Source organism: Brevundimonas sp. (genome assembly GCF_046299595.1).
Classification (GTDB): Bacteria; Pseudomonadota; Alphaproteobacteria; order Caulobacterales; family Caulobacteraceae; genus Brevundimonas.
In genome coordinates, this window is the sequence record NZ_JBKBHQ010000001.1 from 2,309,663 (window position 1) to 2,323,624 (window position 13,962).

General features: G+C 68.2%; 13 protein-coding genes, 1 tRNA gene and 1 other RNA gene. 13 read left to right on the forward strand and 2 right to left on the reverse strand.

What is annotated here, in order from left to right; translation table 11 throughout:
• Positions 1-5: 5 nt before the first annotated feature.
• Positions 6-1,544, forward strand: a complete 1,539-nt coding sequence (locus ACK4E3_RS11430; protein WP_409700770.1) for a hypothetical protein — start codon at positions 6-8, stop codon at positions 1,542-1,544.
• A gap of 132 nt (positions 1,545-1,676) precedes the next feature.
• A complete protein-coding gene (locus ACK4E3_RS11435) occupies positions 1,677-1,964 on the forward strand; it encodes a hypothetical protein (protein ID WP_409700773.1) in 288 nt (95 codons plus the stop codon).
• An 85-nt stretch (positions 1,965-2,049) separates the two neighbouring features.
• On the opposite strand, the gene ACK4E3_RS11440 is transcribed toward ACK4E3_RS11435, so the two are convergent.
• Positions 2,050-2,125 (reverse strand) — tRNA-Ile (locus ACK4E3_RS11440).
• A gap of 220 nt (positions 2,126-2,345) precedes the next feature.
• Here ACK4E3_RS11440 and ACK4E3_RS11445 point away from each other — a divergent pair.
• On the forward strand, positions 2,346-3,125 hold the full coding sequence (locus tag ACK4E3_RS11445; RefSeq protein WP_409700776.1) for an SIMPL domain-containing protein: 780 nt from the start codon (positions 2,346-2,348) through the stop codon (positions 3,123-3,125).
• A 63-nt stretch (positions 3,126-3,188) separates the two neighbouring features.
• Here ACK4E3_RS11445 and panD read toward each other — a convergent pair whose 3' ends face one another.
• The gene (gene panD, locus ACK4E3_RS11450; RefSeq protein ID WP_409700779.1) at positions 3,189-3,545 is read right to left on the reverse strand and encodes an aspartate 1-decarboxylase; all 357 of its coding nucleotides are present in this window, start codon (positions 3,543-3,545) and stop codon (positions 3,189-3,191) included.
• Between the two features lie 212 nt (positions 3,546-3,757).
• On the opposite strand from panD, the gene sppA reads away from it, so the two are divergent.
• The 10 genes from sppA (at position 3,758) to murF (ending at position 13,958) form a co-directional block, all read left to right on the forward strand.
• The gene (gene sppA / locus ACK4E3_RS11455) at positions 3,758-5,542 is read left to right on the forward strand and encodes a signal peptide peptidase SppA (RefSeq protein ID WP_409700782.1); all 1,785 of its coding nucleotides are present in this window, start codon (positions 3,758-3,760) and stop codon (positions 5,540-5,542) included.
• A 193-nt stretch (positions 5,543-5,735) separates the two neighbouring features.
• Positions 5,736-6,083, forward strand: coding sequence for a hypothetical protein (locus tag ACK4E3_RS11460; RefSeq protein WP_409700785.1), 348 nt, complete (start codon positions 5,736-5,738; stop codon positions 6,081-6,083).
• Positions 6,084-6,147: 64 nt separating this feature from the next.
• Positions 6,148-6,846 (forward strand): N-acetylmuramoyl-L-alanine amidase, encoded by a 699-nt coding sequence (locus ACK4E3_RS11465; protein WP_409701272.1) that lies wholly within the window; start codon positions 6,148-6,150, stop codon positions 6,844-6,846.
• Positions 6,847-6,905: 59 nt separating this feature from the next.
• An RNA gene (gene rnpB, locus ACK4E3_RS11470) (RNase P RNA component class A) lies at positions 6,906-7,297 on the forward strand.
• 261 nt (positions 7,298-7,558) lie between these two features.
• Entirely contained in the window at positions 7,559-8,029 is a 471-nt protein-coding gene (locus tag ACK4E3_RS11475; protein WP_409701275.1) for a division/cell wall cluster transcriptional repressor MraZ, read from the forward strand.
• Positions 8,026-8,976, forward strand: coding sequence for a 16S rRNA (cytosine(1402)-N(4))-methyltransferase RsmH (rsmH, locus tag ACK4E3_RS11480; RefSeq protein ID WP_409700788.1), 951 nt, complete (start codon positions 8,026-8,028; stop codon positions 8,974-8,976). Before ACK4E3_RS11475 ends, rsmH begins: the two co-directional genes overlap by 4 nt.
• Entirely contained in the window at positions 8,973-9,341 is a 369-nt protein-coding gene (locus tag ACK4E3_RS11485; RefSeq protein WP_409700791.1) for a cell division protein, read from the forward strand. Before rsmH ends, ACK4E3_RS11485 begins: the two co-directional genes overlap by 4 nt.
• Positions 9,338-11,095 (forward strand): peptidoglycan D,D-transpeptidase FtsI family protein, encoded by a 1,758-nt coding sequence (locus tag ACK4E3_RS11490; RefSeq protein WP_409700794.1) that lies wholly within the window; start codon positions 9,338-9,340, stop codon positions 11,093-11,095. The genes ACK4E3_RS11485 and ACK4E3_RS11490 overlap by 4 nt, the downstream gene beginning before the upstream one ends.
• Positions 11,092-12,549 (forward strand): UDP-N-acetylmuramoyl-L-alanyl-D-glutamate--2,6-diaminopimelate ligase, encoded by a 1,458-nt coding sequence (locus tag ACK4E3_RS11495; RefSeq protein ID WP_409700797.1) that lies wholly within the window; start codon positions 11,092-11,094, stop codon positions 12,547-12,549. Before ACK4E3_RS11490 ends, ACK4E3_RS11495 begins: the two co-directional genes overlap by 4 nt.
• Positions 12,546-13,958, forward strand: coding sequence for a UDP-N-acetylmuramoyl-tripeptide--D-alanyl-D-alanine ligase (gene murF / locus ACK4E3_RS11500; protein WP_409700800.1), 1,413 nt, complete (start codon positions 12,546-12,548; stop codon positions 13,956-13,958). The genes ACK4E3_RS11495 and murF overlap by 4 nt, the downstream gene beginning before the upstream one ends.
• The last annotated feature ends 4 nt before the right edge of the window (positions 13,959-13,962 follow it).

Sequence of the window (13,962 nt, forward strand, 5' to 3'; positions counted from 1 at the left end):
AGGTCATGAGACAGTCCCCGAAATCACCCAGTGCCAAATCCCTACGTGAACGCCCTCTGGTGCTGGCCACCGCCTTCGCGGCCATGATCGGGGCCGTGACCCTGATCGGCTCGGGCTCGGGCGGCAGCGCCCAGGCGCAGGTCGCGGCCAAGGTCGAGAGCCAGACCCGCCCCAACTTCGGCATTCTGCTCGATCCGCCGACCCGCACGCGCCCGCGCCACCGCCAGCGCCGGTGGAACTATGGCGAGCATCACCCCGGCTGGCGCCCGCCGCTGCCCGGTCCGATCCTGGGTCAGGAAGAGATCGTGCTGATCGACTGCGGCGGCAACTCGGGTTCGGGTGCGCTGGAACACGCCGTTGCGCGCGTCCGCCCGGGTGGCACCCTGATCGTGCGCGCGCGCGGCGGGCCGTGCGTGGGATGGCTGAACATCGACAAGCCCATGACCATCATGGGCGAGGGCGGCTTTGACAGGCGCGACTGGGATCGCCATCCCGCCGCCTCCATCCAGGCGCCTGCGGGTCTGCCCTGCATGACCGTGGCCCAGGGCGTGCGCGTCGAGGTTCGCGACATCGTGTTCGAGTCGCGCCATGCGGGCCAGGCGGCCTGTGTGGTCGGCTATGGCGCGCAGCTGATCTTCCACCGCACGGGCTTTCGCCATGGCGGCGACGAGGCGGCCATCTATGCCGACGGCGGGCTGATCGACATTCGCGGCTCGGTGATCGAGGCGGCCACCGTGGCACCGGCCATCATCGCCGACAGTGCCACCCTGACGGCTCATGAAGTGGATATCTCCCAGGCCATCACCGGCATCGAGATCATCCCCGGGCCGGGTGAGCCGTCGCGCCTGACGGCCGTGCACCTGAACGGGACCGAGGCCCAGCACACCTTTGGCCCGCGATCCATCGGCCTTCTGGTCCGGGCCGCGCGCAACTATGGCCGGGTCGAGGTCGAGCGCTCGCGCATCTGCGGCTACATCGACGGCATTGTCATCGAGGGCGCGTCGGTCGACGTTCGCCACAGCCGCATCTGCCGCGCCGACAAGGGGGCAGTGGTCTACAACGGCGAGCTGAGCCTGATCGAGAACCGCATCCGCGCCACCGAGGTCGGCTTCGGCGTAGTCTCGGGGCGCGCCGTCGCCAATGACAACACCTTCTCGCGCGTGCAGCAGGTCTATTACGCCGAGCCGCGCGCCAGCGTCGATCTGAACGGCAACCGCGTCTACACGCGCGCCAATCTGTGCCGGCCTCAGTTGGTGCCCGTGTGGCGCGACCGCTATCGCCTGATCTATCCGCGCCATCAGGGCTTCGAGTGTGTCTATACCTCCTATCCCGGCAACTGGTGGGCCGAGGAAGAAGGCTGGTACGGCATCGGCTACTACGACGACGCCTATCAGTGGCCCGGCTATCACGACTTCCATCAGGGCTGGGGCTGGTATGATCAGGGCGGTGCCTATGTGCCCGACCGGCGCTACTTCGGTGATGATCGCTGGGGCCAGCGGCGCAGCGGCGGGGGCCTGTTCGGCGGCGGGCCGCGCCGCAGGTAGCAGCCACAGCCTCACGCGCTGCGCGCATTCCACCCTTAGGGACCTGCCACCCTGAGGGACCATGCCACCTTGAGGGGCGGGGAACCCCGACGCGCCCCCGCTGTTGTCCAGACAGGACAAAGGAGGTTTGCCATGACCGACAAGACACGCCACAGCGAGACCGAACGCGCTCAGAACAACGAGAAGAAGGCGTCAGACACCCTGCGCCCCGAAACTCACGAGCTTGAGGGCACGGGCAACATCAAGGACCGCGAGGCGCAAATCCGTGCCCGCGAGGCCGCCGAGGGCGAAGTGGAACCCGCCAAGCCCGCGCTCAAGCCCGGTTTGGTTACGCCGACCGATCCGACCGCACCCCTCGCCACGGGTGCCAGCGGCGCTTTCGGTGCAGGCGGGCCCGAGGGCTTCGGCACCGGAAGCTGATTACCGCTCAAGTGCCGTCTCGCACTGGCAAGGCCTCGCAGGACCACCTGCGGGGCTTTTTGCTGCGCGCTCATGCTGCAGAAGGTGGTAGGCGCGGAGGGACTCGAACCCCCAACCAGACCGTTATGAGCGGTCGGCTCTAACCATTGAGCTACGCGCCCCCACGCTGCCCTCGCTAGCAGGCGCGCTCTCTCGTGCCAAGGAAAGCGTGGGGGCAACACGGCTGGCCGCAAGCATGACGGCGATTTCACGCAGGTGAACGGATATTCGCCCCATTCGTTTGGCCACCATTCAGGGGCAATGCTGGAGCTTGCCCCCGACCCTGATGCCGGAGCCATCCGACACCGCGTGCCAGGGCCGTGACCCCTCAAGGAGAGCCTGATGGCCGTTTCTCTCTACTCACCCAAGCCTGTCATGGCTGCCATGACCCCGCGCAAGGCGCTCGCCGCCGCCCTGATGGGCGCGGGCCTGATCCTGGCCGTGCCTGCCGCTGCCCAGGACTATTCGCACGGCGCCCATCACATGAGCGTCTCGCCCACCTTCACCCTGTCGGCTTATGGCGAGGTGCGCGTGGCGCCCGATCTGGCGACCATCAACTTTGCCGTGGTCACCGAGGCCGCGACGGCAGAGGCGGCCATGCGCCAGAACCGCGAGCGCATGAACCAGGTCATGGCTGCCCTGCGCCGGGCCGGAATCAGCGAGCGCGACATCCAGACCTCGGGCCTGAACCTGTCGGCGCAATATGACTATGTGCAGAACGAGCCGCCGCGCCTGCGTGGCTATCAGGCCACCAATCAGGTGACGGTGCGGGTGCTCGATCTGGACCGCGTGGGCAGCACGGCCGATGCCGTTGTCTCTGCGGGCGTCAACCAGATCAACGGCATCAGCTTCGGCCTGCGCGATCCCCAGACTGCCGAGAACGCCGCGCGCGAACAGGCTGTGCGCGCCTTGCAGGCGAGGGCGCAGCTCTATGCCAATGCCACCGGTATGCGCCTGATCGGCCTGCGCTCCCTGACCGAAGGCGCGTCCTACGCGCCCCAGCCGCCCATGCCCATGTATGCGCGTATGGCCTCCATGGAGGCGGACAGCTCTACGCCAGTCGCGCCGGGCGAGCTGACCTTGAGGATCACGATCACGGGCGTTTACGACGTCGCACGCTGATTGCGCTTCAGACGAAAAAGGCCCCGGCTTGCCGGGGCCTTTGACGTTTTCGGGCACATCTGATCAGGCGGCGCGCTTGATCGTGTTGCCATCATCCAGCAGCACCACGCTGGGGGCGTGCTGTCGCGCTTCCTCGGCGGGAAGCTGGCAGTAGGAGACGATGATCACCTTGTCGTTGGGCTGGGCCAGACGGGCGGCGGCCCCGTTGATACCGATCACGCGCGAGCCGCGCGGGGCGGGAATGGCATAGGTGGTGAAGCGCGCACCGGTGGTGATGTTGAGCACGTCCACCTGCTCGTGCGCCAGAATGCCCGCCGCATCCAGCAGGTCGGTGTCGATGGCGATCGAGCCCTCGTAGTCCAGATCGGCCTGGGTCACGGTGGCGCGGTGCAGCTTGGCTTTCATCATGGTCAGCAGCATGACCGGAACTCTCGATTTGGCGGCCGGAGAGGGCGCTTTTGCGTGCCCCTCATATAAGGCGGGCGGGCTTTGGCATCAATGATCTTGCCGCAGCGCAACATAAGCTGTGTGCGCCATGTCCCGCTTTCGCCCATTAAGGGACCTTCATTTGACGCCAACACATTGGACTGTATGGTCCAGCCACCGGCCGTCCGGCCATGATGCGGGGCACGATGAAACAGTTTGCACTCACGTTCGTGGCGGCTTTTGCGGCCATGATGCTCTTCTTTCTGGCCCTGCCGTTTGTCCTGATCGGCCTCGTGGCGGCTTCGGCGGGCTCGTCGACGCCATCGGTGCCTTCGGTCGCGGTGATCGAGCTGGACCTGCGCCAGGGCCTGACCGATCAGCCTGATCCCAGCCCCTTCTCGGTGTTCGGCGGTGGTGGCCTCGCCCTGATCGAAGTGGTGCAGACTCTTGATCGTGCCGCCGAGGACAATCGCGTCAAGGGCCTGTTCGTGCGCCTGCCCGAAGGGGGCATGACGCCTGCGGTCGCCGACGAGCTGCGCCAGGCCTTTCGCCGCTTCCGCGCCTCGGCCAAGCCGATCATCATTCACAGCCAGGGGCTGATGCCCTCGGGCGCGGTGATCTCCACCTATATGCTGGGTGCCTCGGGCAGCGAGTTCTGGATGCAGGAGAACGCCTCGTTCCAGGCCACGGGGCTGGCGCGCGAGGAGCTGTTCTTCGGGCGCGCCTTCCAGCGCTATGGCGTGCGCGCCGATTTCGAGCAGCGCTACGAGTACAAGAACGCGCCCAACAGCTTCATCCAGTCCGACTTCACCGAGGCGCACCGTGAGGCCACGGTTTCGTGGATGACCTCGGTCTATGAAACGGCCATCGCTTCTGCGGCCCAGGACCGTCGGCAGGAGCCCGCCGTCCTGCGCGCGGCCATCGAGGGCGGTCCCTACGGCGCTGCCGAGGCGCGTGCGGCGGGCCTGATCGACCGCACCGGTCAGGTCACGGATGCCGAGGCTGAAATCCTCCGGCGCGCGGGCAACAACGCCCAGATGATCCGCTACAGCGACTATGTGGCCCGCGAGCGTCGCCGCGACAGCGGGCGGCACACCATCGCCATCGTGGGCGGCGAGGGTGCCATCATGACCGGTCGCGGCAGCAGCGACCCGTTCGCCTCGGGCTCGACCATCTATTCCGATACCCTGGCCCAGGCCATCCGCGATGCCACCCGCGACAGCGCGGTGCGGGCCATCGTGTTTCGCGTCTCGTCTCCCGGCGGCTCGGATGTGGCCTCCGAACAGATTCTGGCTGCCGTGCGCGAGGCCAAGGCGGCGGGCAAGCCGGTGGTGGTCTCCATGGGTGCCTATGCGGCATCGGGGGGCTACTGGGTTTCGTCCGAGGCCTCGGCGATCGTGGCCCAGCCCACGACTCTGACCGGCTCCATCGGCGTGTTCGGTGGCAAGTTCGTGCTGGGCGACGCCCTGTCACGTTTCGGCCTCGACATGCGCAGCGTCAGCGTGGGCGGCGACTATGCGGACGCCTTCGACACCAGCCGTCCCTTCGATCAGGCTGAGCGCGCCGCCTTCTCTGCGTGGATGGATCAGGTCTATGAGACCTTCGTTACGCGGGTTTCTGCAGGCCGTAACCTGCCGGCGGCGCGCGTGCGCGAGATTGCCCGCGGGCGGGTCTGGACAGGGGCCCAGGCGCGTGAGCTTGGCCTCGTCGATGAGCTTGGCGGGCTCTATGAGGCCATCGCCCGCGCGCGCGTGCTGGCCGAAATCCCCGAGGGCGACAGCGTGCGCTATCGCTACTTCCCCCGCCAGCGCAGTCCTTTCGAGGCTTTTGGTGCCCTGTTCGGCGGATCGAGCGAGACGGCTGAAACCCTGATCGCCCTGAATGCCTTCTTCAGTGACCCGACCGTTCGCGCGGCACTGTCCGAGGCCCGCACGGCCCGTCTTCGCTCTCAGGGCGCGGTGGTGCTGGCTGACGAACCGCTCAATCCCTGAGGCCATCGCGCGCCTCAGCCTGGGTTCATGTGCGGGCGCATGGAGTGCATGCGGCAGCGGTTCGCATTGACGCCGCCGTCCTGGCCCCTCACTCTTGAGGCGGGCTGAGCGGGCGGCACCCCAGGCGCACTGGTGCGTTTTTGTGCGGTGCGTTCTTATCTCGAGGCCCAGCCTCGCAAGGAGTGAAGTCATCATGGACCGGCACAGCCTCTCATTCGGCAAGGCTTCTGGCTCCGGCAACGAAGGTTCGGGACAGGGCGCGCGCAGGGGCGGTGGCATCGCCTCGGCCCTGGCCGGGTTTGCAGGTCTGATCGCCACGGGGACAGCTCTGGCCGCCGGGGCGATCCTGGCGGTGTTCACAGCCATGGCCGTCGCGGTCTTTGCGCTGATCGCTGGCGTGGCTGTCTTCTTCACCGGCCTTGCCCTGAAGGCGCGCCGACGCCATCGCACCCGCAACGCTCCGGCAGGCGAGGGGGTGATCGAGGCCCAGAAGATCAATGGCACCTGGGTCGCCTACGGCTGGGACCGGCAGAGCCGCTGAGCGCTGCGTGAGCATCATCGAGGCGCCATCGCCCAACTTCGATGCCCGGCGCGGCCCGCCGGACATGATCCTGCTTCACTATACCGGGATGCAGAGCGGCGAGGCGGCGCTGGAGCGCCTGCGCGATCCGGGCGCGCGCGTCTCTTCCCACTACATGATCGAGGAGGACGGGCGGGTATATCGCCTGGTGCCCGAGGAGCGCCGGGCCTGGCACGCAGGTCAGTCGTGGTGGCGCGGCGAGCGTGACATCAACGCCGTCTCCGTCGGCATCGAGATCGTCAATCCAGGCCATGAGTGGGGCTATCGCGCCTTTCCCGATGCCCAGATCGAGGCGGTCATTGGCCTGATCGGCGACATCCGCAGCCGCTGGCAGGTGCCCGATGCGCGTATTCTGGGCCATTCGGATGTGGCGCCGTCCCGCAAGACCGATCCGGGCGAACTGTTTCCTTGGCGCGCGCTGGCCGAAGCCGGTCACGGCCTGTGGTTCGAGCCTGCGCCCGAGCGGATCAAGTCGCTGGGTGCGCCACTCGGCCCCGGCGACGAGGGGCTGGGCGTGCACGTCCTTCAGGCGGGTCTTCACCGGCTGGGCTTCGAGCCCCGGCCCTCGGGGCGCTATGATGATGAGACCCGCATCACGGTAGAGGCCTTCCAGCGCCACTGGCGGCCGGAATGCGTGGACGGCATTGCCGATGGCGAGACGCGCGCGCGCCTCGTCGGCCTGCTGCAGCTGGCCAGCATCGAGAGCGTCACGGGCGTGCTCTAGAACCGCGTTTAGGCGCGCGCCATTGACCTTTAGCGTCCGGGGGCGCATCTGCACTGATGTCAGACGGTCGGGCGATCGCGGCGGGGCCTGACTCCGTCGAGGAAAGTCCGGGCTCCACGGCGCAAAGGCGGCGGGTAACGCCCGCCGGGAGCGATCCCAGGGACAGCGCCACAGAAAGCAAACCGCCGTCAGCCTCGTGCCGGCGGCAAGGGTGAAAGGGTGGGGTAAGAGCCCACCGCGCGGCTGGCAACAGTCGTGGCATGGCAAGCCCCGCCTGGAGCAAAACCGAATAGGGACACCGCGCCCGGGGCTTCGGCTCGCGGGCAGGGCGCGTCGGCCCGAGGTGTCCGGGTAGGTTGCTAGAGCGGTCCAGCAATGGCCCGCCCAGATGAATGATCGCCGCCCCCGCTCGCGGGCGGAACAGAACCCGGCTTACAGACCGTCTGACATTTTCCCTCGCCGCATTAAGCAGTTGGGCATCGCTGTGGCGCAAGACAATCCACAGCTGTGGATGCTTTGCCGTGTTCTGTATTCGTTCGTGGTGAGACGGCCTTTCCGCAAACAAAAGGGTTAATGTGGCAGTCAGTGTCATTGCGTCCCAATAGAACCCATGATAACCCAAATCATCACAGGCGGATGATCGCACCGGTCCTCCGTCCGCGTGGGCAACATGAGGTTTGGGGCGGGCCTTGCACGGCCCGGGGCGGAGCGGGTGTTTCTCTCGACCTACGAGAAGCAGCTTGATGCCAAGCGGCGCCTGGTGGTGCCCCAGGACTATCGCTCGCGCGAGAACGGCACCGAAGCCAGCGTGTTCTGCTTTCCCTCCATTGAGGCGGACTGTCTGGAGGCAGGCGGGCAGGCGCTGTTCGATCTCTATCAGAGAGTCATCGACGATCTGCCCTTCGGCGATGCGCTGCGCTCGTCGCTGGAGTGGATGGTCTATGGCGAGCAGAAGCCGCTGGCGTTCGACACCGCTGGTCGCATCGTCCTGCCCGAGCTTCTGTGCGAGGAGTTCGCCCTGACCGATCAGGTCGTGCTGGTGGGCCTGAAGGACCGCTTCCAGATCTGGAACCGCGAGCGCTGGCTTGAGCGCAGGGCCGAGCAGCGGCAGACGGCGCGCGCGGGCCTCTCCCAGCTCGCGGCCCTGCGTCGCGCGGCCATCGTCAAGGTGGGGGAGGCATGAGCCAGCCCCATCTCTCCGTCCTGCTCGACGAGGTTCTTGTTGCGCTTTCCCCGCTGGAGGGCGCCGTGATCGTCGACGCCACTTTCGGTGCCGGTGGCTACAGCCGGGCCCTGCTCGAAGGCGGCGCCAGCGTGATCGGCTTCGATCGGGATCCCGGCGTGATGCCTCACGTCGAGGCGGTGAAAGCGCAGGCAGGCGAGCGTTTCCGCTTCATCCCGCGCCGCTTCTCCGAGCTGGCCGAGGGGCTGGAGGATGCAGGCGTCAGCGGCGTCGATGGCGTGGTCATGGACATCGGCGTGTCGTCCATGCAGCTCGATGAGGCCGAGCGCGGCTTTTCCTTCATGCGTGACGGCCCGCTGGACATGCGCATGAGCCAGAGCGGGGCCACCGCCGCCGATCTGGTCAACCAGGCCGACGAAGCCGAGCTGGCGCGCATCTTCTATGTCTATGGCGAGGAACGTCAGTCGCGGCGCATCGCGCGTCGCATCGTGGAGCGGCGCACCGATCAGCCTTTCGAGACCACGCTCGATCTGGCGGCGGTCGTCGAGCGGGCGCTGGGCGGGCGCAAGGGCGCGCCGACCCATCCAGCCACGCGGGTCTTTCAGGCCCTGCGCATTGCGGTCAACGAGGAGCTGAGCGAGCTGGAGCAGGGGCTGGATGCAGCCGAGGCGGTGCTGAAGCCGGGCGGGCGTCTGGCCGTGGTCACGTTCCACTCGCTCGAAGATCGCATCGTCAAGCGCTTCTTCACCGAACGAGGCGGGCTGAAACCCCAGGGCTCGCGGCATGCCCCGCCCGTGGCCGCAGGGCCGGAGCCGACCTTTCACCTGCCGCACAAGGGTGCGCGCGAGCCCTCCGTGCAGGAACTGGCTGCCAACCCCCGCGCGCGCTCGGCGCGGCTGCGTGCCGGTGTCCGCACGGATGCGCCAGCCCTGAGGGCAGCGGCATGAGCGCGCTGTCGCATCTTTTCACAGCCCGCATGAGGGGTTTCCGCCTGATCGAGATCGTGGCGGGTGTGCTGCTCATCGCCATGGTGGTCTCGGTCTATGTCGCAAAGGCCGCAGCGGCGCGCGAGGACCAGCGCATCGCCGAGCTGGATCGCGCCATCGCGCGTGAGCGCAGCGAGATCCGACTGCTGCGGGCCGAGGTCAGTGCGCTGGAGCGGCCTGCGCGCATCGAGGCGCTGTCGCGCATGGCCGGGCTGGAGCGTGTCGATCCGGCGCGCGTGATCGACGTGACCGACCTGCGTCCCGCCCCCGCGCTGCCTGCGGATGCGGCCGGCGAGGCGCACGACGACGGCGAGGTGCGGCCATGAGGCTGGTGCACCCGCCGCTGCGCCTGATCGGCTCGCTGCTCTGGCGGCTGGAGCACGCTTTCGAGCGCGCGCGGGCCATGGACGCCTCGGGGCGCGGCACGCGCCTGCGCATCTTTGCGGTGATGTTCGGCTTTGCCCTGCTGTTCGGCTGGATCGCGACCGGGGCGGCGCACTCGGCGCTGATGTCGGGCACCCCGAGCGTGGCGACGCGGATGCTGCCCGATGCGGTCGGGCGTGCCGACATCGTGGATCGCAATGGCCAGCTTCTGGCCACCAACATCCGCCACTACGCTCTCTATGTTCAGCCCGACGAGGTGTGGGACCGCGCCCACGCCGTGCGCGCCATCCGCCGGGCCGTCCCGCGCGTGCCCGAGCGTCAGCTGCGCAACGCCATGGAGGCCAGCCGCCGCGCCTACGTCATGGGCGGGCTTGAGCCGGCCGAGCGCGAGGCGCTGATGGCGCTGGGTCTGGGCGGCATCTACTTCGAAAACGAGGACCGCCGCGTCTATCCGCTCGGCGGCACGGCGGCGCATCTGGTCGGCTTCACCGACAGTCACGGCGGCGCGATCAGCGGGGTCGAGCGCGCGCTCGACACGCGCGTGCGCGCCTCCGGTGCCCGTGGTCAGCCCGTGCCGCTCAGCATCGATCTGCGCGTGCAGGCGGCGCTTGAGCAGGAACTGCGGGCGGCCATGGCGGACCAGCAGGCGACGGGAGCGGTCGGCATCGTCACCGATGTGCACACCGGCGAGATTCTGGCTCTGGCCTCGCTGCCCGACTTCGATCCCAACCGCCAGGGCGAGATGGCGGACGAGCGCAAGCTGAACCGGGCTGCGGCCTCGGTCTACGAGATGGGCTCGACCTTCAAGATCTTCACCGTGGCCATGGCGCTGGATGCGGGCATCGCGCGGCTCGACACCACCTTCGATGCCACAGAGCCGCTGCGCGTGGGCGGGCGTGCGGTGCGCGACTTCCACGCCCAGAACCGTGTCATGACCACCGAGGAAGTCTTTCTGCACTCGTCCAACATCGGCACCTCGCGCATGAACATCGGGCTCGGCGGCGATCGCGTCAGGGGCTATTTCGAGGGCTTTGGCCTGCTGGCTCCGGCTCCGAGCGGACTGCCGGAGGCTGCGCGCCCGCGCCAGCCGCCCAACTGGCGCGACCAGACTCTCATCTCGCTGTCCTATGGCTATGCCACCATGGTCACGCCCCTGCACATGGCGGCCTCGGTGGGCGCGATCATGAACGGCGGGCTCTATGTGCCGCTCACCTTAGAGCCGCGCGGTCGCGAGGCCGTGCCGCAGGGCCACCGCGTGGTCTCCGAGGAGACCTCGCGCCAGATGCTGCACCTGATGCGTCAGAACGTGGTGCGCGGATCGGGCACGCGGGCCGACATTCCGGGGCTTCGCGTCGGGGGCAAGACGGGCTCGGCGGAGAAGGCGGTCAACGGACGCTATGACCGCACGCGCATGGTCTCTTCCTTCGCCTCGGTCTTTCCCTCGGAAGGCGCGCTCGATGCGCCCCGCTACCTCGTTTTCATCCTGATCGACGAGCCGCGCGGCAGCGCCGCCACCCACGGGCTGCGCACGGCAGGCTTCGTGGCTGCTCCCGTCGCCGGGCGCGTGATCGACCGCATCGCGGGGTTCCTGGGCGTGGAGCGCCTCGATGATCCGCGCCTGCATCGCTATGTGGCGCGCGATCCTCTGCCCGAGACCCTGTCGGACCTGTCCCTCCTGGCGGAGTATGCCCAGTGAGCGCGCGCAGGCAGAAGCTGTCGGACGTGCTGCGGCGCAGCCTCGATCATGATCCCGTCATCACGGGCGTGACCGCCGACAGCCGCAAGGTCGGGCCGGGTGCTCTGTTTGCAGCCCTTCCGGGCAGCGACGCCGATGGTCGCGCCTTCATTCCCCAGGCGCTCGCCAGCGGTGCGGCAGCGGTGCTCGCCCCGCTCGACACGCCCGATGGTGCCGCACCCGTTCTGGTCAGGAGCCACGACGTGCGCCGCGCTTATGCGCTGGCGGCTCGCAGTTTCTATGACGCCCAGCCGCACACGTGCGTGGCGGTGACCGGCACGAACGGCAAGACATCGGTGGCCACCTTCTGCCGCCAGATCTGGACGGCATTGGGCCATCGCGCAGCCAGCATGGGCACCCTGGGTCTCGTGGTGGGGCGCGACGAGGCCCTTACCGGTCCCGGCCTGACCTCGCCCGATGCGGGCGAGGCGGCGCGCCACATGGCCGAGCTGGCCGGCGCGGGCGTGACCCATGTGGCACTGGAGGCCTCGTCGCACGGGCTCGATCAGAGACGCCTCGACGGCATTGCCCTGAAGGCCGCCGCCTTCACCAATCTGAGCCAGGATCACCTCGACTATCATGGCGACATGGAGGCCTATCGGCGCGCCAAGCTGCGCCTGTTCGAGACCCTGCTGGCGCGCGGGCGCACAGCGGTCCTCAACGCCGATGCCGACGCCTATCCGGCCTTTGCCGCGTGCAGCATCATGGCCGGTCTCGATCTGTATGGCGTGGGCGAGCGCGGCCGCGATCTGACCTTGATCGAGCGCGAGGCCGTGGCGGACGGCCAGATCCTGACCATAGACGTCAAGGGACGTAGCCGGCGTGTGCACCTGCCGCTGGCGGGCAGCTTTCAGGCCGCCAATGCGCTGGTGGCGGCAGGGCTGTGCATCGCCAGCGGTGACGACGCGCAGGACGTGCTTGAGGCCCTGTCAGGCATCGAGGGCGCGCGGGGGCGGATGCAGCGTGTCGGCCAGACGGAGCAGGGCGCGGCGGTCTACGTTGATTATGCCCACACGCCTGACGGGCTCGAGACCGTGCTTGGCGCACTCAAGCCCCACGCGCACGGCAGGCTGATCGTGGTGTTCGGTGCGGGCGGCGACCGCGATCGCAGCAAGCGCCCGCTGATGGGGCAGGTGGCTGCGCGCCTCGCCGATGTGGCCATCGTCACCGACGACAATCCGCGCTCCGAAGACCCTGCGGCCATTCGCGCCGAGGTCATGGCGGGCGGGGCCGGTCTCATCGAGATCGCCGGGCGCGCCGAGGCGATCGGTGCCGCCGTGGCCATGCTGGCGCAAGGCGATCTGCTGATCGTCGCCGGAAAAGGTCACGAACAGGGTCAAATCATCGGAAAAACCGTCTATCCCTTCGACGATGCGAGCGAAGTGGCGCGCGCGTTGAAGGACAGGGGCACATGACACGCGCTTTGTGGACGGCGGAGCAGATCGCGGCGGCAACCGGGGGTCGCCTGATCGGAACGGGTTTCGCCGCGACTGGGGTCAGCTTCGACAGCCGCTCGGTAGAGGCCGGAGACCTGTTCGTCGCGCTCGCGGGCGCGCGCGACGGTCATGATTTCGTGCAAGGTGCCTTTGCCGCAGGCGCTGCGGCGGCCCTGGTCACGCGAGAGCTGGACGGCGGGCCGATGGTGGTGGTCGAGGACACCTTGCGCGCCCTTGAGGCCCTTGCCGTCGCCGCGCGCGACCGCGCCCCCGAGATCAGGCGCGCCGCCGTGACCGGATCGGTGGGCAAGACCAGCGTGACCCAGGCCATTGCGGCGGGACTTCGCCTTGCCGGGCCGGCCCACAGCTCGATCAAGTCCTTCAACAATCATATCGGCGTGCCTCTGACCCTTGCGCGCATGCCGCCGGACTGCGCGCGCGCGGTGTTCGAGATCGGCATGAACGCACCCGGTGAGATCGCGCCGCTGTCCCGCCTCGTCCAGCCCCACGCCGCCTGCGTCACGACCGTTGGCCCGGTCCACATCGAAGCCTTTGCCGATGGCGAGGAAGGCGTCGCACGCGAGAAGGCCAGCATCTTCGACGGGCTGGGTCCGGGCGGCGTGGCGGTCATCAATGCCGACAATCCGTGGTTCGAGATTCTCAAGAAGCGCGCCCTGCACGCTGGCGCGCGCATCATCACCTTTGGCGCGGGCGACAATGCCGATGCCCGCCTGCTGGACTTCGTGCCCGATGCAGACGGCGCCAGCGTCAGTGCCCGCATCTTCGACCATGACTATGTGTTCCGCCTGCGCCAGTCGGGCTTTCACTGGGGCCTGAACGCCCTGGCCGTGCTGATGATGCTCGATGCGCTGGATGTCTCGCTCGAGACCGGCTTACAGTCGCTGTCGCAGTTCGAGCCATTGTCCGGTCGTGGCCGAGTGCGCGAGGTGTCGCTGGGCCGGGGGCATTTCACCCTGATCGACGAGAGTTACAACGCCAACCCGCTGTCGATGCGCGCAGGGCTGGCCTCGCTGGGCGCGCGCGCCGTTGCATCCGGCGGGCGGCGCATCGCGGTGCTGACCGACATGCTGGAGCTGGGCGATCAGTCCGCGGATCTGCACACCCGGCTTGCGGAAGCTGTGGAACAGGCCGGGATTGATCTGGTCTTTAGCGCTGGCTCGCATATGAGGCATCTGCACGATGCGCTCGATCCGGCGCGGCGCGGCGCCCATGCACCCTCGGCGGACCAGATCGCACCGGTGGTCTGCGAGGCCGTGCGCGAGGGCGATGTCGTGATGGTCAAGGGGTCCAACGGCTCGAAGGCGGCCTCGATAGCGGTGGCCCTGCTGGGCCTTGAGCTGGGCCGCAACGAGCGCGGCGAGGGATAGGGGA

What these genes read in the sequence shown, in the direction of transcription:
- ACK4E3_RS11445 (WP_409700776.1), top strand. Translation starts at nt 2,346, where the DNA reads ATGGCCGTTTCTCTCTACTCACCCAAGCCTGTCATGGCTGCCATGACC.
- rsmH (WP_409700788.1), top strand. Translation starts at nt 8,026, where the DNA reads ATGAGCCAGCCCCATCTCTCCGTCCTGCTCGACGAGGTTCTTGTTGCG.
- sppA (WP_409700782.1), top strand. Translation starts at nt 3,758, where the DNA reads ATGAAACAGTTTGCACTCACGTTCGTGGCGGCTTTTGCGGCCATGATG.
- ACK4E3_RS11460 (WP_409700785.1), top strand. Translation starts at nt 5,736, where the DNA reads ATGGACCGGCACAGCCTCTCATTCGGCAAGGCTTCTGGCTCCGGCAAC.
- ACK4E3_RS11430 (WP_409700770.1), top strand. Translation starts at nt 6, where the DNA reads ATGAGACAGTCCCCGAAATCACCCAGTGCCAAATCCCTACGTGAACGC.
- ACK4E3_RS11485 (WP_409700791.1), top strand. Translation starts at nt 8,973, where the DNA reads ATGAGCGCGCTGTCGCATCTTTTCACAGCCCGCATGAGGGGTTTCCGC.
- ACK4E3_RS11490 (WP_409700794.1), top strand. Translation starts at nt 9,338, where the DNA reads ATGAGGCTGGTGCACCCGCCGCTGCGCCTGATCGGCTCGCTGCTCTGG.
- murF (WP_409700800.1), top strand. Translation starts at nt 12,546, where the DNA reads ATGACACGCGCTTTGTGGACGGCGGAGCAGATCGCGGCGGCAACCGGG.
- panD (WP_409700779.1), bottom strand. Translation starts at nt 3,545, where the DNA reads ATGCTGCTGACCATGATGAAAGCCAAGCTGCACCGCGCCACCGTGACC.
- ACK4E3_RS11435 (WP_409700773.1), top strand. Translation starts at nt 1,677, where the DNA reads ATGACCGACAAGACACGCCACAGCGAGACCGAACGCGCTCAGAACAAC.
- ACK4E3_RS11465 (WP_409701272.1), top strand. Translation starts at nt 6,148, where the DNA reads ATGATCCTGCTTCACTATACCGGGATGCAGAGCGGCGAGGCGGCGCTG.